Here is a 17207-nt window from a genome sequence, read left to right on the forward strand (position 1 = left end):
CTGTCGTGGGAATGAACACCTCTCCCCTGCCCGTCGTGCGGCTCACGCGCGCCGGGAGCTACTGCTCGGGCACCCTGGTTGCCCCGGACCTGCAGCCGCACGCGTACGTGGCGCCGCGGCTTGTGCTCACGTGCGCACACTTCTTCCGGGAACCTGGGCCGTACCGCGTCACACGCGCCGGGGTCTCTGCCCGCGTTTCCGCCGTGCGCGTCATCAACGGCACGGATCTGGCGCTCGCCCTCCTTGACCGTCCCGCCGGTCCGCGCGCGGTGCCGGGCCTGCTGCGCGACCGGGTGCGGCTGGGCCAGACCACGTGTACCCGCGGCTTTGGCGGGCGCGCACTCGACGTGCACGACTACCGCGGCCTGCTCGTCGCGACGCTGCCTTGGGCCGTGTCCCGGGACGGGCTCACACGCGTGCGCCACGGCGCGCTCGTGGCGCATGGCGCGGTCAAAGGCGATAGCGGCGGCCCCGTCCTCCTCGGCGACACGGTGGCGGGCGTGCAGTCGCTCGTCCTCGATCCGTTCGGCACGAACCTCGGCCTGGCGACCGTGAGTCTTGTCGCACCCCATCTTCCGTCGCTGCGCCGCGCAGCCCGGGCACTCCTCCTTATGAAAGGCGCCCATGCCTGACGCCGATCATTACTCCCACCTTCTGGATGAACCGCACCGTCGACGAGGCCGCCGCAGCGCTCGACTATTACCTGGAGACCTTCCCCGACTCTCGCGTGGTGACCCGTTCCTTTGCACAGCCCGGCCGGGTGCCTCGTTCTTCGCCACGGCTGCCGATGCCGCCCAAGCGGCCGCGTCGTGGCACGAGTGCCTCAGCGCCGACCCAGCGCGCGGCCAGCATGGCTGGATGGTCGACCCCTTCGGCGTGACGTGCCAGATTGGCATCGCCGGCGAGGACGCCTAAGAAATCCGTTCAGACCGTGGTCGAGCGCTGCGAGGGGCTTATCCGTGTGGGAGGGATTTCCGGCGGCTTAGGCGCCGATGGCGACGACGCCGCGCTGGATGGCGTCGATGGCGCGCCGGGCGTTGGCGCGGATTTCGTCCTCGTAGCCAGTCTTGGCGATCTGCTGGAGAAGATCAACGACCTGGCGGCACCAGCGCACGAAGTCGCCCGGCGTGAGTTCGGCGCCGGACTCGTTGGCCGCGGCCATGCAGTAGCCCAGCGGGGCGCCCGCGGTCCACTGGTGGATGGCGAGCGAGAAACCCGCGTCCGGCTGGCGCGTGAGCGGCAGGCGGTGGCGCTCCTCGTCGGCGATGAGCTCGGTGTAGATGCGCACAGTGGCGTTCATGGCGTCGGCCATGGGCTCCGTGGCGGCCTCGGGCTCGCCGGAGGTGGCCTTGCGGTTTTCAAAGATGCACATCGAGGCCACGCCAGCGAGTTCCGCAGGGTCCAGGTCGTTCCAGATGCCGCGCTTGAGACACTGCGCGACGAGGAGGTCGGCGTCGGAGTGGATGTGTGCCAGGCGGTCGCCCTCGTCCGTGACGAGCGGGCGGCGGTCGTCGCCGAAGCCTTCGAACTCGACGTAGTCCATCTCTGCAAGCAGCTCCACGATGCGCGTAAACGTCGTGCCTAGGGTGTCGCGCGCCGTGGAGACAACGCCCTTGAGCTTGGCGAGCTCGGACTCGCGGCGGGTGAGCTTCGCCGCGAGGCGCGCGAGCTGCTCGCGGTCGGCCGCTGGCCACGCGTGCACGGGGTGCTGGCGGATGGCGTCGCGCAACTCCCCCACCTTTTTGCTGGGCCGGTTGCGCGTTGTCATTTTCATTTTGCGCGGCCGATCGTAGTGGTTGCGGCGGAACTGGTCTTGGAAGAACTTTGTGTGGCGGCGCGGGTTCTTATTCATGCCGCGCGGAATGCGCATGTGGCCCACGACGATGGGCGGATTGCCAATGCCAGAGGCATCGATGCGCCCCGACCAGCCCTGCTCCGTCGTCACCCACGGGCGCGGGTCCTGCGCCTGGTTCGCTGGCGTGTTGACCACGGCGAGGATGGGGTGCTTGCGCCCAGCCATCGCAATGACGTCGCCGAGCTGCAGGCGCGCGAGCACCTTAACTACCTCGACGTTGCGCTGCGCCGTGGAATCCTTGGCGGCCTTGCGCTCCTCGCCTGTAAGTTTATGGCGCAGGTCCGTGTATTCGCCCAGTAATTCCGCGGGGTCCTCGTCGTCGCGGGTGGGCGGGGCGAGGGCGGAGACGGCACTGGCAAGCTCCGTACGGAGTTCGCGCACGCGCTGCTCGGCGCGCTCGATTTCTGCGGCCTCCTCGACGACGGAACCATCTGCCTGGAACTGGGCGAAGGAGCGCTCGATAAGGCGCAGCGAGTCGTCGAAGCCCATGAGCCCCAGCAGATTGATGGCCATGTTGTAGCCGGGCGTGAACGTCGAGTCGAGCGGGTACGTGCGCGTGGAGGCCAGGCCGGCGACGGCGTGCGGGTCCATGGCTGGGGTCCACTGGACGACGGCGTTGCCCAGTGTGTCGATGCCGCGGCGGCCCGCGCGTCCTGTGAGCTGCGTGTACTGGCCTGGCGTAAGGTCGACGTGAGCCTCGCCGTTGTACTTAATGAGTTTCTCCAGCACGACCGTGCGCGCCGGCATATTGATGCCCAGTGCAAGCGTTTCCGTAGCGAAGACGGCGCGGACGAGCCCCTTGACGAAGAGCTCTTCCACGATGTGGCGGAACGCCGGGAGCATGCCGGCGTGGTGGGCGGCGAAGCCGCGCGAGAGGGCCTCCCGCCAGCGCTTGAAGTCGAGGACCTGGAGGTCTTCTTCCGGGATGCCTTCGACGCCTGAGTTGACGATGGCCTTGATTTCCTCAGTCTCCTCCGGGCTGGTGAGCACCATGCGCGAGCGTAGGCACTGATATAGCGCACCGTCGCAGCCCGCGCGGGAGAAGATGAACGTAATCGCCGGCAGCATGTTCTGTGCTTGGAGTACCTTGAGGACTTCCGGGCGTCCTAGCGGGCGATAACGGTCCTGCTGGCGGGAGGCTCCGGAGCGCCGCGGCGCATGGTCCTCGCCGTGCTTGGAGCGTGAACGGAAGGACGCGCCGGAGCGATAATCTGCGCGGCCGTCATCCGTGTCGCCCGCCTCAAGGCGCTGGATGCGGTGTGCGAGCTCGCGGTTGACCTGGCCGCCGGACTCGGGCTCGAAGAGCGGGTAGATCTTGCGGCCCACGAGCATCCACTGATCCAACGGAACGGGACGGTGCTCGGAGACGATGACCTTCGTGTCTCCACGGACGGCGGAGAGCCACTCACCGAATTCCTCAGAGTTGGACACGGTAGCGGACAAGCCCACGACGTTGACCGCGGGGTGCAGGTTGAGGATGACCTCCTCCCACACGACGCCGCGTGAAGCGTCTGCGAGGAAGTGGATTTCGTCCATGACCACGTGCGTGAGTCGATCGAGCGCCGGTGACTCCGCGTAAATCATATTGCGCAAAACCTCGGTGGTCATGACGACGATCTCCGCGCTGCCGTTGATGGAGACATCGCCGGTGAGCAGGCCCACGGCGTCCTCGCCGTGCTCCGCGACGAGGTCGTGATACTTCTGGTTGCTCAGCGCCTTAATCGGCGTGGTGTAGAAGCACTTCGTGCCCTGCGAGAGCGCCAACGAGACGGCGAACTCGCCGACGATGGTCTTGCCAGCGCCGGTAGGCGCACAGACGAGGACGCCATGGCCCTCCTCGATGGCGCGGCAGCCCTCCACCTGGAACGGATCGAGCGGATGGGAAAGTCCAGCGGCGAAAGCCTCAAGGTGGGTGGTAGTCATATCTGCTCACCCTACACGGCAGCCCCGCGCCGCGCGGGCTTAGAGTACGTCGTCAAAGATGCTCGGGCCTGCCGATGCGCCCCCGTCCGGCGTTTGTCTCCCCTGCGGCGTCTGCTGGTGGGGAGCCTGTTGGTTCGGCGCTTGCTGCTGCGGTGCCGGCGGCATCATGCCGGGCTGCGGGCGTCGCTGGGTGCTGGCTTGGCGCGCGGGTACCGGCGGTTGCTGCATCTGCTGAGGAGACTGGGGCGGCAGGCCCTGCTCGCGGCGGACCTGGGCGCGGGAGTAGCCGGAGCTGGAGGGAGCGACAGGCGCGGGGGCATCGACGGGCTGGGGTGCTTCAAGTCCCGCGGAGCCAATGGGGCCCGATGCGCTGATGGGGCCGGAAGCCTGCTCGTCGTCGAGGTCCATCCACTCGGGGCGCTCGCGGTTGCGGCGCTTGTCGTTGATGCGGCAGAACTGGAAGGCGATTTCGACGAGGAGGCACACGGCGGTGCCCATGGTGACCATCGCGATGGGTTCGCCGCCCGGGGTGAGTACCGCCGCGAAGATCATGACGATGACGATGATGAGGCGACGCTTGCCCTGGATGGCGGTGTACGCGAGGATGCCCAGGATGTTGAGCATGACGATGACGAGCGGTACTTCGAAGCTGATGCCAAAGATGACCAGCATCGCAAGGAAGTAGTTGTAGTAGTCGCCGCCGGAGAGCGCGGTGGTCTGGAATTCGTCGCCGACGGAGAGGAGGAACTCGAGGCCCTGGCTCATGACGAAATAGGACAAGAAGGCGCCGGCGAGGAAGAGCAGGACGGCGAAGAAGACGAAGATATAGGTCCAGCGGCGTTCGTTCTTGTGCAGGCCGGGCACGACGAAGGCCCAAACCTGGTAGAGCCAGAACGGCGAGGAGATGACGAGGCCCGCGAGCGCGCCGACCTTGAGACGCAGCATGAACATCTCAAAGGGCTTGGTGGCCAGCAGGCGGCACTCGTTGTCGTTGGTAAACGAGGCGCGAAGGTTCGCCGGCAGGTCGCAGTAGGGTCCGCGCAGGAAGTCGCCGAGGCTTGGCCAGCCGAACGGGGCCTGGGCATACCAGTAGAAGCCCACGATGGTGCCGATGCCGATGAAGAGCACGGCGAAGAAGAGGCGGCGCCGCAGTTCCTGGAGATGCTCGACGAGCGTCATGTCCCCCGTCGGGTTCTTCGGCTTACGCGCCGCGCGCAGACGCGCGAGGGCACCCGCGCGTTTCGCGCCACGGGGGCTCTGCGGACGCTGCGGGTCGGAACCGGGGTTCGGGGCTGTGGTCATGGAGGGCAACCTTTATCTTCAACACAGGAGGCGCCCACGGTCACCGGGAGTCGCGGTGACGATGAGCGCCGTTAAGCATGCCTAGGCCTGAAGCTCTAGGCGAGAGAACTGGAGCACGCCTGCCTTAGGCGTTCGGGTTCTGCTGTTGCTGCGGCGCCTGGCCGTAGTCGCCGCCCTGGTAATTGCCAGTAGAGCCGTAGTTGGGCTGCTGCGGCGGCAGTGGTTGCTGGGCCTGGGGCTGCTGCGTGAAGTTCTGCTGCGCGGTCTGCTGGAACTGCTGTTGGCCCTGCGGGAGCTGGTTCTGCTCGAGGTCGCTCGAGGGACGATCATTGTCGTTGTTCATCTCGTTGACCTCAGACTTGATGATGCGCATGGAGCGACCCAGCGAGCGGGCCAAGTCCGGCAGCTTCTTCGCACCGAAGAGCAAAACGATGATGAGGACGATGATGATAATCTCGGGAGCGCCAATCCTGCCCATTGCAAGACCTCTTTCAGTGGTAGTTAATCCGGCGGCGTCATGACGGTGTCGACGACCGGGGTGAAACGTTTATTGAGTATAACGGGCGCGGGCCGCAGACGCGGCGCGAGCAACAGCATCAACCAACTTTTGGGGGCCAATTACCCGCAATCTGTCAGCTTGCCCCAAGCAAAAACGCACCATCCATTCCTCGGAGGCGACGGGCATCGTGGCGCGCACCCAGCCGTCGGAGGCGGTAGCCAGCTGCGGCAGCGGGTCATCGATGGGCGCGTCATCCGGATCGTCCGGGTCGTAACCGTCATCGTCAGCGCCGGAGAGCTCGGCATCGAGGGCAGCCGAATCCACGACGCGTGCGAACTCACCCTCGACAACGCGGTCATCCGAGTCGACGATGTGGAACTCAATGTCATAGTGTTCGGCCAGCCACGTGGCATCCGGGTGGATGTCGAGGACAGCCTCTTCGTAGCGGTCATAGCCGAAAGGATCCTCGGCATCGAACTTGAGCTCGTCCTTGTGCGGCGTGGCGGGCGTGTCGAGCACCTGCAGGTCGCGCATGCGGTCGAGACGGAACGTGCGGTGAGCGCCGCGGTCCTCTTGCCACGCGATGAGGTAGCTCTCCCCCTCCCGGACATAGATTTGGGCGGGCGAGACGGTGCGGTGCGAAGTGGTATCGCTCGAGGCGGCCCAGTACGTGAAGGCAACTTGGACGCCGTCGCGGAGGGCATCGGCAAGCTGGGCTTGCAGGGGCGACTCGACAGGGTCGGGCTCCGCGGCGGAGTCGTAGATGCCCACGCCGCGCTCGTCGAGGACGGCACGCAGCTTGGCCGCGGCGGAGCGCACGGCGTCGGCGTCGACGAGGCCCGGGATGGCCTCGAGGGCCTCGAGGCTAAGGAGGAACGTACCGGCCTCCGTGGGGGTCAAGCGCAGCGGCTTGTCCAGACCCTGATCATTGAGGATATTGACGCCGCGGTAGTCGACGATGAGGTCGAGCATCTCTTCCGTGTACGAGCCAACGCCGGTGGTCGTGAGCGCGTCGAGGGCGCTCTTGACCTCTTTGGCATCCATGTTGAGGTCTTGGGCTGCTTCGAAGATGGACGCCTCCGGCTTATTGCGGAAGTACGGCACGAGGTTGAGCCACCGCACCAGGGTTTGGTTCTTATCGAGATTCGTGGACATGGCGATTAGTCCTCCTCGGTAGTGGTTGGGGCGGCCTGGAGCAGTTCGCGCACGCGCTCGCGCGCGGCGGCGGGCTCGAGGATATCGACTTCGGGCGCAAAACCGACGGCGGTGCGGGTAAGCCAGTCGAGCGAAACGCCCGTGAGCGCGTAGCGGCCGTCGGGGCGGCGGGTGCCGCGCACGGCGAGCTCCTGGGCGGTGCCTTCGGGGATCTCGAGGACGGCATCGATGAGGTCGTGCGGCTGCAAGATGTCCGCAACGATATCGTCGAGCGGCGCTGTGGGCTGGGTAAATTCGGGGCTCTTGCGCTGGAGGGCGACCTCGCGCAGGCGGGTGATGCGGAATGCGCGCGGGGCCTGACGGTCGATGTCGAAGCCGACGAGATAGACGCGGCCGCCCTGGGTCACCATGCCCCACAGATCCATCCGGCGCTTGGTGAGCGGCGTGGTGGGCGTGGCGCGGTAGTGGAAGCTGATGCGGTAGGAACGCTCGACGGCGTTGACGAGCATGTAGAAGTCTTCGGCGCGTAGACGATTGAGGTCGTTGGTGGCGAGGACGTGCTGAAGCGGGTGCTCCTCGGCGCCAGGAGCTGAGGTCACGCCGGCGGCGGCCATCTTGGCCCAGCCGGTATCGGAGTAGCGGGACAACTCGCCAAACTGGTTGAAGCCGCGGATGAGCGAGAGCGCGAGGGCCTCCTCCGCCGTAAACGAAATTTCCGGCAGGCGGTAGCTGTCCCGGTCGATGCGGTAGAGCGTGTTCTCGTCGCCGCCGCCAGAACGGCGATGGATAGGCACGCCCACGCGGTGCAGGTCCTTAGCATCACGCTTGAGCATGGTGCTGGGTTCTTTGGACTCGCTATAGCCTTCGACGTGTTCGATAATCCACGCGGCGGAGCGCTCCGGGTTGCGGCTATGCTCAGCCGCGCCAAGAAGCACGAAGGTGAGCCGGGTCATGCGTTCTACTGCGTCGTCGTACCGCGACATGGAGTGCCTTCCAAGAAAAGTGGTGGTGGGGAGCGTCGGTTATCCGTTATTCGGCAAGTTAACGGGCGTGTACGTCCATGTACTCTAGCAGCGCGTCGAGGCGCGCGTCCGCCGAAATGAAGGGATCGCTAAATTCCTCCACCCGCGCTTCGGGCCGGTTGACCTTCATGCGCGTCCAGTCCACGGTGTAGTTCGCGCCGGTCTCCTTCGCCTTGGCGAGGAATTGCCCGCGCATCCACGCGCGCGTGGTGGGCGGGGCGGTGTCGACGGCGCGGGTGATGGCGGCATCGGTGGTCCAGCGGTTAATGAGCCCGCGGGATTCCAGGACGGAGTACAGCCCGCGGCCCGGGCGGATGTCGTGGTACGTGAGGTCGACCTGCGCGAGCTTGGGATGGCCCCAGTCCCCGCCCAGGCGATCGCGGTAGCGCTCGAGGAGCTGGAGTTTGATGATCCAGTCGACGTCCTGTGCAACGTCGGACAGGTCGCCGGATTCCAGCGCGTCGAGGACGCGGCCCCACAGCTTAACCACGCGCTCGAGTTCGGTGCGCGGAGTGCCCTCGTCTGGGCGCTGCGCGAGCCACTCGACGGCGCGGGCGTGAAGCGCCTGCTGGACCTCGAGCGCGGTGATGGTGCCGCCGGACGCGAGCTCCAGGACCGTGCGGCCCGTGGTGTCGCGCGCAATGTCGCGGATCCGGGCGATAGGCTCGACGATTTCCAGGTTAGGCAGCTCGAAGCCGGCCTCGATCATCTCAAGCATGAGCAGCGTCGTGCCGACTTTCAGCGCGAACGTGGGCTCGGCCATGTTCGAGTCACCAACGATGACGTGCATGCGGCGGAAGCGTGCGGAGTCGCCGTGGGGCTCGTCGCGCGTATTGATGATCGGCCGCGAACGTGTCGTCGCGGAGGACACGCCCTCCCAGACCTGGTCCGCGCGCTGCGAGAGCAGGAACTGCGCAGGCTGGTCGCCCTTGGCCGGCTGGATAAGCCCGGCGCCGCAGATGAGCTGGCGGGTAATCATAAACGGCAGGAGCGCACGACCCAGGTCGCGCAGAACGAGGTCGCGGCCCACGAGGTAATTCTCGTGGCAGCCGTAGGAATTGCCCGCGGAGTCCACGTTGTTCTTAAACAGGTAGACCTGCGCGCCGGTGGCGTCCTCGGCCTGACGCGCGAGGCGGTCGACCATGACGTCCCCGGCGCGCTCGTAGGCGAGCAGCTGGCTCAGCGAGTCGCACTCGGCCGTGGCGACCTCAGGGTGCGAGCCCACGTCGAGGTAGAGACGCGAGGCGTTGGGCACGAAGACGTTCGACGAAGAATACTCGTCGATGACCGGGCGAAAGAGCTCGCGCGCGATCTCATCCGGGTGAAGTTGGCGGCTTCCCGCAGGTGTGCGCGCCGTGATGCCGTACTCCGTCTCCACGCCCATAATCCGGCGGTAATGCACGCTCATGAGGCTTACTGGCCGCCCTTTTGCACGTAGGAGCGCACGAATTCCTCGGCGTTGGACTCGAGCAGGCCGTCGATCTCGTCGAGCAAGTCGTCCGTGCCTGCCGTATTAATCTGCGCCTGGCTTGCCGATGCCCCCTCCAGGGCGTCGTCCTCGCCGGCACCGCCGCCAGAGATCTGGGATTGCTTGTCAGCCATGATTTCTCCTTGAGGTTGGGTTATAGATGACGATACTCGGGGTTGAGGCCAGCCTTGGCGAGCGCCCCCAGAAGGGCGTGGACATCGCCGGCGGGTGTGTCCTCGAGGGCCGCGATGATGTCAGGTCCCGTCGCGGCGTCGACCTCGTCGAGGTGGAACAGGGCGTAGCTGTCCTTCGCGCGCAGCGTGACGTTTTGCCAGCTGGCCGCGACGACGGCGTCACCGAACTTCTCGGTTACGCGACCCCGGAAGTAGGCGCGAGTCTCGCGCGGAGGGGTCACCGAGGCGCGCTCGAGTTCGGCGTCGGTGACGAGCGTGCGCATCTGGCCTTTGCGCACGAGCGCGTGGTAGAGCGACTTCGCCGGGTCGATATCCGCGTACTGGATGTCGATGGCCGCGAGCTTCGGGTTTTCCGGGTCCATGCCGCGGTCGAGGAAAGCCTTGATGAGTCGCCACTTGGCGACCCAGTCGAGCAAGTGCGCAGCTTTAAGCGGGTCCTCGGCGAGTAGGCCCGCTGCCTCGTCCCAGGCGGCGATGACCTTCTCGTCCGCCGCGGTACGCGGGGTGATGCGGGCGCGGTACTCCCCCAGCAGCTCCAGCGCCGTGAGTTCGCGGCCATCCCCCAGCACGAGACGGTGCGTCAAGGAGACGTCGTGGGAGACTGCGGCGACCTCGGAGACGGCATCGGCAAGCTGAAGGTCGGAAAAGTCCACGCCGTCCTCGATGGCGTCGAGGACGAGCGAGGTCGTGCCGAGCTTGAGCAGCGCCGAGGTCTGCGAGCAGTTCGCGTCGCCAATGATGACGTGGAGGCGGCCGAAGCGGCCGGCCTCGGCGTGGGGCTCGTCGCGGGTGTTGATGATGCCGCGGTTAAGCGTCGTCTCCAGCGAAATCTCTTGCTCGATGTAGTCCGCGCGCTGGGAAATCTGGAAACCCGGCCTGTCGCCATCGTGGCCTAGGCCCACGCGGCCGGCGCCGGTGAGCACCTGGCGCGCGACGAAAAATGGGATGAGTGCGTGCGCGAGCCGGTCAAAGTCGGTGTCCCGGTTATAGAGGTAGTTCTCGTGCGCGCCGTACGAGGCGCCCTTGCCATCGACGTTGTTCTTGTAGAAGCGCAGCGGCGGGCAGGGCTCGTGGCCCTGGAGGATGGAGTTGTTTTCTTCGTAGAGCTCGGCCACTCCGGCCAACGCGCGCCGCGCAAGCACGTCTCCAGCCGCGTCGTAGACCATCGCGTCCCACGCGCCGAGGCATTCCGGCGAGGAATACTCCGGGTGAGCGTGATCGACGTAAAAACGTGCGCCATTGCTGGGCACGACGTTGGCGACGCCGATGGCGTTGGGATCGACCACGGGCACGGTCTGGTAGCGCTTGAGATCAAAGCCGCGCTGATCGCGCAGCGGGTGTTCCTCGGCAAAATCCCAGCGCGAGCGCGCGGTGGTGTGCAGCGCGCCGTAGGCGACGACGGCGTGCGTTGAGGTGACGATGGGTGACAGCGCCGGGTTCGTGGTGCACGAGATGCCGTATTCGGTCTCCGTGCCCATAAAACGCGGGACGCGCGTGCTCTCTAGTTGCTGTGCCATGTCGGGCTCCTGAATCCGAGTAGTTCGACGCGTTCAATGGACCGGCCGCTGCGCGAGCCGTTGCCCGCGATGCGCGCCCACTCGTCCGGGTTCGTGGAGGTGGGCAGGTGCTCGCTTTCGGCCTGCTCGGCGGCGATGGCCTGGTGCAAGTGCGCGCTGGACATGGCGGCGGGCGTGCCAGCGCCGAGGGCCTCCTTGATGGCGAGCTTCTTCGCGCGCGAAATGATATTGGCGATCATCGCGCCAGAGACGAAGTCGCGGTAGTGCAGCACGCCCGGCTCGTCGACGCCCACGAAGTGCAGGGCGACGAAGGGACGGTCGGCGTAGAGCTCTCCCACCGCGGCGTCGATGAGATCGTCCACGGGCTGGGCATGCGGCACGGTGTCCGGGAAGTGGCGCGCGAAGATCTCGCGGGCGCCCTGCCGCGTCGGGCGGCTGACGCGAATCTTGATGTCGAGACGGCCCGGGCGCATGATCGCCGGATCAATGAGCTCTTCGCGGTTGGTCGCGCCGATGACGATGACGTTGCGCAGGTCTTCCACGCCGTCGAGCTCCGTGAGCAGCTGCGGGACGACGGTGGTCTCCATGTCCGAGGACACGCCCGTGCCGCGGGTGCGGAAGATGGACTCCATCTCGTCGAAGAAGACGATGACCGGGCGGTCGCCCCCGCTGGCGAGCTCGCGGGCGCGCTCGAAGATGAGGCGAATGCGGCGCTCGGTCTCGCCCACATACTTGTTGAGCAGCTCGGGGCCCTTGACGTTAATGAAATAACTCGGAGCGGACGCGCCGAGCGACGCCGAGAGCGAATTCGCGACAGCCTTTGCGATGAGCGTTTTACCGCAGCCCGGCGGGCCGTAAAGCAGCACGCCCTTGGGCGGGTGGAGGTCGAACTCGCGGTAGAGGTCCGGGTGGAGGAAAGGCAGCTCGACGGCGTCACGGATCTGGGAAATCTGGGCGTCAAGGCCGCCGATGTCCTCGAAGTGGACGTCCGGGACTTCCTCCAGCGAGAGCTGGGAGACCTCGGTTTTCTCAATGGCCTGGAACGCGACGCCAGCCTTGAGATCCACGAGGACGTTGTCCCCAGCGCGGGCGGCGCCGCGCAGTGGCTGGGCAAGCAGCACGACGTGCTCGTCGCCCGAGGGGGTGGCGATGACAGCGTGCTCGGTGTCGAGGACCTCGACGAGGCTCACGAGCGTGCCCGTCGGCTCGATGCCGCAAGCTTCCACGACGATGAAGCCGTCGCCCAGGCGTACGGACTCCCCCGGCTGGAGGCTGCCCGGCTCGACCTGGGGCGCGACCTTAAGACGCATCCGCCGGCCGTTGGTGTAGACCTCGGCGTCCTGGCGGCCGTCCTCGCCACGCGGTGCGCTGGAATAACGCAGGAACGTGCCGTACGTGGAAGCGGGCTCGGCCAGCGCGTTCAAGTCCGCGGCGAGCTCGCCCAGTTTCGTGCGGGCCTCGTGGAGCAGGCCCGCGAGTTTGGTGTTGCGGGTGGATAACTGCTCGATGTGGCGCTTAAGCTCGGCGGACTCGCGCAGGTTGGTCGCCGTGCGTGCCTCTCTGACGTGTCTACTCTGATGCGAGGAAGTGGCGTCATTCATATCTCCACCCTAGCGCGCGGCTGCGTCACCCTGGTAAGGCACCCCTATCGTGGCGGACCGGCGGCCCAGGATCGCGAAACCCGCAGACCAGGCGGCGGTTCTACGGGTTCTGCGTCGTCCGGCGTGCCGGACTACTTGCGGGCGCGGCGCTGCGGGCGCGGCGGCGTGACGCCGTCGGCCAGGCGGCGGGTCCACACGAGGAACGCAGTGTGTGCGTTCATGCGGTGCTCCGGGCGGGTGGCCAGGCCCTCGACCTTCCACTCGCGCACGAGGGACTCCCACGCCTTCGGCTCGGTGAAGCACTTGAGCTCGCGGATGCCCTCCATGACGTTCATGAGCTGCGGCACCGTCGCCACGTAGGTCATGAACACGCCGCCCGGGATGAGGATGTCGCGCACGGTGTCCAGGTAGTGCCACGGCTCGACCATGTCGAGGATGACGCGGTCGACGGGGCCGCCCAAGTCTTCGACCTTCACGTCGCCGAGGTCGCCCAAGCGCGGGGTCCACCATTCGGGCTGCTCGCCGAAGTATTCCTGCACGTTGTTCACGGCGAACTCGAGGTGGTCTTCGCGAATCTCGTAGGAGTAGACGTGGCCCTCAGGACCTACGGCACGCAGCAGCGACATCGACAGCGCGCCGGAGCCAGCGCCAGCCTCGAAGACGCGGGCGCCCATAAAGATGTCGCCCTCGACGAGGATCTGCGCCGCGTCCTTCGGGTAGATGACGGCCGCGCCGCGGGGCATGGACAGCACGTGGTCGACGAGGAGGTGGCGGAAGAGCAGGAAGTCCGAGCCCAGCGTGGAACGGACCACGGAACCTTCGTCCAATCCGACGATGTCGGAGTGCTTGATAAGGCCCTTGTGCGAGTGGAACTCCCCGCCCTCTTCCAGGACCTGGGTGTAGTGGCGGCGCTTGGCGTCCGTGAGCTGGACGCGGTCGCCGTAGTGGAACGGGCCGGAATAAGGCATGGGCGGTTCTCTCCTCGAGATGGGTGAAACTAACCTACCCAGTATGCCTCAAGGCCCTGGGAGAGCCACACTTGGTCGTCGACGCCGACCATCTCGCGCGCCGAGTGCATGGACAGCATGGGCACGCCCACGTCCACGGTGTCGATGCCCAGGCGCGTCGCCGTGATCGGGCCAATGGTCGAGCCGCACGGCACATCGTTATTGCCCACAAACCGCTGGACCGGAACCCCGGCCCGGGCGCAGGCGGACTCCCACAAGGCGACCGTGGTGGCATCGGAAGCATAGCGCTGGTTGCCGTTGACCTTGGTCACGGGGCCGCCGCCGATGATGGGATGGTGGCCCGGGTCATGCTTGCCCGCGTAGTTGGGGTGGACGGAGTGGGCGGCATCGGCAGACACGCACGAGGAACGCGCGTACATCTGGTGGAGCGCCTCCTCATCTGCCCCTAAAGCGCGGCCCGTGCGGTCGAGGACGTCGGCGAGGATGGGGCCCGCCGCACCGAAGCGCGACGACGAGCCAACCTCCTCGTGGTCGAAGGCGGCCATGACGAGCACGTCGGTGCCGTCATAGGACGTCGCGGCGTTCAGCAGCGCGACGAGCGAGGCGTAAACCGAGCTCAAGTTATCCATGCGGCCTGCAGCGATGAACTCGTTGCGGGGACCGAAGACGGCGCCGCGGGCGGCATCGGCAGTAATGAGGTTGAACGCGGCGATATCCTCGCGCTGGATGCCCGCCTGGGCAGCGACGACGTCGAGGATGGACCCCTCAGCCGTTGTGAGCACCGGCTGCATGTGGGCCTGGCGGTCCGGCTTGAACTCGTCGGAGCGGTAGAGGTGGATGGCCAGCGAGGGCAGGCGCAGGACCGGGCCGGTGGTGACGAGGTGCTGCGTCCCGTCCTTGGTGACGACCTGGCCCGCGGCGGTGAGCTCGCGGTCGAACCAGGTGTGCAGTAGCGCGCCGCCGTAGACCTCCACGGCGACCTGGGACCAACCGGCGTTCTGGAAGTCCGGGGTGGGCTTGAGCGCCAGGCCCGGCGAGTCGGTGTGGGATCCGACGATTTTGAAGGCGCTGTCTTGGGAGGCATGGGACGGGACGAACCACGCCATCACGGCGCCGCCCCGGATGAGGAAGTGCCCGCCGGGTGCGGCGGACCACTCGGCGGCCTCGTCCTGTTGGGTAAAGCCTGCCTCGACGAGCTGGCGCGCGACCTCGTGGGCGGCGTGGTAGCTCGACGGCGAGGCGGCAATGAAATCAATAAAATCCTCTGCGTAACTCATGCCCTCTAGCTTGCCACGTTTGGCAGCGCATTAGAGTAGAGATCCACCATGACTTCTTCGACACCCCGCCCCCTGGCCCTGTCCCCCTCGCGCGCGAGCGACTACAAGCAGTGCCCGCTGCTCTACCGCTTCCGCGCCATCGACCGCCTGCCGGAGCTCAAGACCGAGGCACAGGTCAAAGGCACGCTCGTCCACGCGGTGCTCGAGCACACTCACCAGGCCCCGCGTGAGGAGCGCACGTTTGAAGCGGCCGTCGCGCGGATAAAGCCGGAGTGGGAGAAAATGTGCGAAGACCCTGCGGTGGCCGAGGTCGTACCCGAGGGTGAGACCTCCCGCTTCCTCAACGAGGCGTGGACGCTCCTGCGCGGCTACTTCCAGATGGAAAACCCACAGGGCTTCGACGCCCACGAATGCGAGATGTATGTCGACACAGTCCTGCCTAACGGCGTGCCCGTGCGCGGATTCATCGACCGCGTGGACGTCGCGCCCACGGGCGAGGTCCGCGTCGTCGACTACAAGACGGGCAAAAAGCCCAAGCCTCAGTGGTCACAAGACGCGCAGTTCCAGATGCGCTTTTACGCGCTCGTCTACTGGCGTCTTTTTGACACCATTCCCTCTCAGCTGCGCCTGATGTATCTCAAGGTGCTCGACTCGATGTTCCTCGCTCCCCATCGCGAGGAGCTCGAGTACTTCGAGCGTGATCTGGGCGAGTTGTGGGCCAAGATCGAAGGCGACGGCAAGTCCGGCGACTTCCGGCCCAAGACCTCCAAGCTGTGCGGCTGGTGCTCCTTCCAGGCGCTTTGCCCCGCCTTCGACGGCGTGCCGCCCGAGTACCCGGGATGGCCTGGGTCCACCGCCGACTAGGTGATAACCTCCTTCACCATGAGTGAGGAGTTAGAGCGTTTCCAGCCCCACGAGGTTGACTATTACCGCAGCCGTAATCTGCCTTCTTTCGCGACATGGCTCGTGCCCACCATCCCTGCTGGCGTGGCCTTCGGCGCGCTCTCGCTACACTCCATTCCACTGCTCGTCCTTGGGCTTGTCCTCGCCGTCGCCGGTGCCGTGTGGATTATCCGCCGCTACCCCATGGTCGCACCGAAATTCCGTGAATTGCGCGATGAAGACTACTCGTTCTGGTACAAGTACTCCTGGATCGCGCCACTCATCCCCATCGGCCCGCTCTACGGACTCATTGAGCCCACCCTGCCCCACCTCGAGCTCGAACCGCCCCTCCTCCTCGTCTCCGCCGGCGCTGGCCTCTACGCCACACTCGGCCTCGCGTGGGGCGCACACCTTCAAGTCCGCTGGCTCCAGCGCATTGGGGCGCGCCGGGTTCGGCGGCTGTCGCACAGCTTGGAGGGCGTGACTCCCGAGCTCCTCGAGCTCGTCGACCGCCACCATGTGCTCCTCGCCGGGCTGCACGGCATCGGCGCGGTGGACGGCGGGGAGATTTCCGCCAAGGCCTTGAGTCGCGTCACCGGCACCCCGCTTTCCGATGCCGCCCCTTCCCTCCGCGAGCTTGATTCCGCCGGGCTCGTGCATGTTAATCGGATTGGGCTCTACGCCGACGAGCCCAAGTGGCGCGTGACGCTCACGCCGTTGGGCGTGCGCTGCGTGGCCGCGAGCGCACGCCGCTGACCGGCGTGAACGCGCCGGTAAAACTGAGATGCTCGTGAGAAGCGTTAGTTTCTGTGGATAACTGGGCCGATTTTGCCCACTGCATTTGGCAACCGGCGCAGGTTGTCCACAGGAAAATATGTTCCCCTAGCATTGTGTGCCGCGTGCCTTTAGCTTCTGGGGCATGACAGTTTCTCTCTTCGCAGCTCTCACCCTCGGCGTCTCCTCGCTTCCCGAAGCCGCCGGCATGTCGCTCAAAGACATCCTCGCCCTCGGTGTCGCCCGCCCCGACGCGCTTCTCGTGCGCCGCCTGCACAAGGTCTACTACGGCAACACGAAGGCCACGACCCTCCAAGCCGAAGCCCGAGCGGCGGCGATCCGCCGCAAGCACCCGCTACGCGTACTGGAAAAGATCGAGAACCTCATCGCCTCCGCCCCCAACAAGGACACACTGCGCGCACTGCTCGCGGACACCGCCGCCGAAGACATTCCCGCTGTTGCTGCCAAACACATTGAGAAGAAGCCCAAAGAGGAATACGCCCGGCTGACCCAATCCCCAGACGGGTGGGCACGCTTGACCATCTTCACCAAGGACCCGGGCCTCCTCGACTTCGCCAACGGCCTGCCCGGCGTGACCCCGAAATCCCGAGAGAAGCTTTTGGACGGCTTCAAAGAATTCGTCGAAGGCGAAACCACGCTCGCGCCGCCGCGACGCATGGTCCACGTCGTGCTCAAGCTCGACGAGATGGACAAGATTAGCCGCGGCGAAGGCGAAGACGTCACCATCCGCGCCTCGGACGGCTCAGTGC

15 protein-coding genes and 1 pseudogene are annotated in these 17207 nt (G+C 66.2%); 5 read left to right on the forward strand and 11 right to left on the reverse strand.

From position 1 onward, the window contains the following. Positions 1-11 precede the first annotated feature (11 nt). Complete coding sequence (locus HMPREF0307_RS04520; RefSeq protein ID WP_066488149.1) at positions 12-632, forward strand: trypsin-like peptidase domain-containing protein; 621 nt, start codon at positions 12-14, stop codon at positions 630-632. Continuing rightward, positions 625-915, forward strand: a complete 291-nt coding sequence (locus HMPREF0307_RS04525) for a VOC family protein (RefSeq protein WP_066488152.1) — start codon at positions 625-627, stop codon at positions 913-915. Before HMPREF0307_RS04520 ends, HMPREF0307_RS04525 begins: the two co-directional genes overlap by 8 nt. 67 nt (positions 916-982) lie before the next feature. On the opposite strand, the gene HMPREF0307_RS04530 is transcribed toward HMPREF0307_RS04525, so the two are convergent. The 11 genes from HMPREF0307_RS04530 to HMPREF0307_RS04580 form a co-directional block, all read right to left on the reverse strand. Continuing rightward, positions 983-3778, reverse strand: coding sequence for a DEAD/DEAH box helicase (locus HMPREF0307_RS04530; protein ID WP_066488155.1), 2796 nt, complete (start codon positions 3776-3778; stop codon positions 983-985). A 39-nt stretch (positions 3779-3817) separates the two neighbouring features. After that, entirely contained in the window at positions 3818-4957 is a 1140-nt protein-coding gene (tatC, locus tag HMPREF0307_RS04535) for a twin-arginine translocase subunit TatC (RefSeq protein ID WP_082723233.1), read from the reverse strand. A gap of 247 nt (positions 4958-5204) precedes the next feature. After that, positions 5205-5558, reverse strand: coding sequence for a Sec-independent protein translocase subunit TatA (tatA, locus tag HMPREF0307_RS04540; RefSeq protein ID WP_066488161.1), 354 nt, complete (start codon positions 5556-5558; stop codon positions 5205-5207). Between the two features lie 69 nt (positions 5559-5627). After that, positions 5628-6734, reverse strand: a complete 1107-nt coding sequence (locus HMPREF0307_RS04545) for a helix-turn-helix transcriptional regulator (RefSeq protein ID WP_066488168.1) — start codon at positions 6732-6734, stop codon at positions 5628-5630. Between the two features lie 5 nt (positions 6735-6739). Beyond that, positions 6740-7717: a helix-turn-helix transcriptional regulator gene (locus HMPREF0307_RS04550; RefSeq protein WP_066488171.1), complete on the reverse strand. Its 978-nt coding sequence runs from the start codon at positions 7715-7717 to the stop codon at positions 6740-6742. A 58-nt stretch (positions 7718-7775) separates the two neighbouring features. Continuing rightward, a complete protein-coding gene (pafA, locus tag HMPREF0307_RS04555) occupies positions 7776-9164 on the reverse strand; it encodes a Pup--protein ligase (RefSeq protein ID WP_066488172.1) in 1389 nt (462 codons plus the stop codon). 5 nt (positions 9165-9169) lie between these two features. After that, positions 9170-9358, reverse strand: coding sequence for a ubiquitin-like protein Pup (locus tag HMPREF0307_RS04560; protein ID WP_066488174.1), 189 nt, complete (start codon positions 9356-9358; stop codon positions 9170-9172). A 20-nt stretch (positions 9359-9378) separates the two neighbouring features. Continuing rightward, a complete protein-coding gene (gene dop, locus HMPREF0307_RS04565; protein WP_066488176.1) occupies positions 9379-10935 on the reverse strand; it encodes a depupylase/deamidase Dop in 1557 nt (518 codons plus the stop codon). After that, positions 10920-12536: a proteasome ATPase gene (gene arc / locus HMPREF0307_RS04570; RefSeq protein WP_082723231.1), complete on the reverse strand. Its 1617-nt coding sequence runs from the start codon at positions 12534-12536 to the stop codon at positions 10920-10922. Before arc ends, dop begins: the two co-directional genes overlap by 16 nt. A gap of 131 nt (positions 12537-12667) precedes the next feature. Next, complete coding sequence (locus tag HMPREF0307_RS04575; protein ID WP_066488184.1) at positions 12668-13504, reverse strand: tRNA (adenine-N1)-methyltransferase; 837 nt, start codon at positions 13502-13504, stop codon at positions 12668-12670. A 29-nt stretch (positions 13505-13533) separates the two neighbouring features. Continuing rightward, on the reverse strand, positions 13534-14781 hold the full coding sequence (locus HMPREF0307_RS04580) for a M18 family aminopeptidase (RefSeq protein ID WP_066488186.1): 1248 nt from the start codon (positions 14779-14781) through the stop codon (positions 13534-13536). 48 nt (positions 14782-14829) lie between these two features. On the opposite strand from HMPREF0307_RS04580, the gene HMPREF0307_RS04585 reads away from it, so the two are divergent. The 3 genes and pseudogenes from HMPREF0307_RS04585 to HMPREF0307_RS04595 form a co-directional block, all read left to right on the forward strand. Then, the gene (locus HMPREF0307_RS04585) at positions 14830-15645 is read left to right on the forward strand and encodes a RecB family exonuclease (protein WP_066488188.1); all 816 of its coding nucleotides are present in this window, start codon (positions 14830-14832) and stop codon (positions 15643-15645) included. 18 nt (positions 15646-15663) lie between these two features. Further along, entirely contained in the window at positions 15664-16419 is a 756-nt protein-coding gene (locus HMPREF0307_RS04590; protein WP_066488189.1) for a hypothetical protein, read from the forward strand. A 163-nt stretch (positions 16420-16582) separates the two neighbouring features. Then, positions 16583-17207 (forward strand): annotated as a pseudogene (locus HMPREF0307_RS04595) (hypothetical protein); the annotation flags it as partial.

The organism is Corynebacterium sp. DNF00584 (assembly GCF_001552965.1).
In the GTDB taxonomy this organism is placed as follows: domain Bacteria; phylum Actinomycetota; class Actinomycetes; order Mycobacteriales; family Mycobacteriaceae; genus Corynebacterium; species Corynebacterium phoceense.

Coding starts and splice junctions, on each gene's coding strand:
- HMPREF0307_RS04530 (WP_066488155.1), bottom strand. CDS start 3,778: ATGACTACCACCCACCTTGAGGCTTTCGCCGCTGGACTTTCCCATCCG.
- HMPREF0307_RS04560 (WP_066488174.1), bottom strand. CDS start 9,358: ATGGCTGACAAGCAATCCCAGATCTCTGGCGGCGGTGCCGGCGAGGAC.
- tatC (WP_082723233.1), bottom strand. CDS start 4,957: ATGACGCTCGTCGAGCATCTCCAGGAACTGCGGCGCCGCCTCTTCTTC.
- HMPREF0307_RS04550 (WP_066488171.1), bottom strand. CDS start 7,717: ATGTCGCGGTACGACGACGCAGTAGAACGCATGACCCGGCTCACCTTC.
- tatA (WP_066488161.1), bottom strand. CDS start 5,558: ATGGGCAGGATTGGCGCTCCCGAGATTATCATCATCGTCCTCATCATC.
- HMPREF0307_RS04575 (WP_066488184.1), bottom strand. CDS start 13,504: ATGCCTTATTCCGGCCCGTTCCACTACGGCGACCGCGTCCAGCTCACG.
- HMPREF0307_RS04590 (WP_066488189.1), top strand. CDS start 15,664: ATGAGTGAGGAGTTAGAGCGTTTCCAGCCCCACGAGGTTGACTATTAC.
- HMPREF0307_RS04585 (WP_066488188.1), top strand. CDS start 14,830: ATGACTTCTTCGACACCCCGCCCCCTGGCCCTGTCCCCCTCGCGCGCG.
- HMPREF0307_RS04520 (WP_066488149.1), top strand. CDS start 12: ATGAACACCTCTCCCCTGCCCGTCGTGCGGCTCACGCGCGCCGGGAGC.
- pafA (WP_066488172.1), bottom strand. CDS start 9,164: ATGAGCGTGCATTACCGCCGGATTATGGGCGTGGAGACGGAGTACGGC.
- HMPREF0307_RS04580 (WP_066488186.1), bottom strand. CDS start 14,781: ATGAGTTACGCAGAGGATTTTATTGATTTCATTGCCGCCTCGCCGTCG.
- dop (WP_066488176.1), bottom strand. CDS start 10,935: ATGGCACAGCAACTAGAGAGCACGCGCGTCCCGCGTTTTATGGGCACG.
- HMPREF0307_RS04525 (WP_066488152.1), top strand. CDS start 625: ATGCCTGACGCCGATCATTACTCCCACCTTCTGGATGAACCGCACCGT.
- arc (WP_082723231.1), bottom strand. CDS start 12,536: ATGAATGACGCCACTTCCTCGCATCAGAGTAGACACGTCAGAGAGGCA.
- HMPREF0307_RS04545 (WP_066488168.1), bottom strand. CDS start 6,734: ATGTCCACGAATCTCGATAAGAACCAAACCCTGGTGCGGTGGCTCAAC.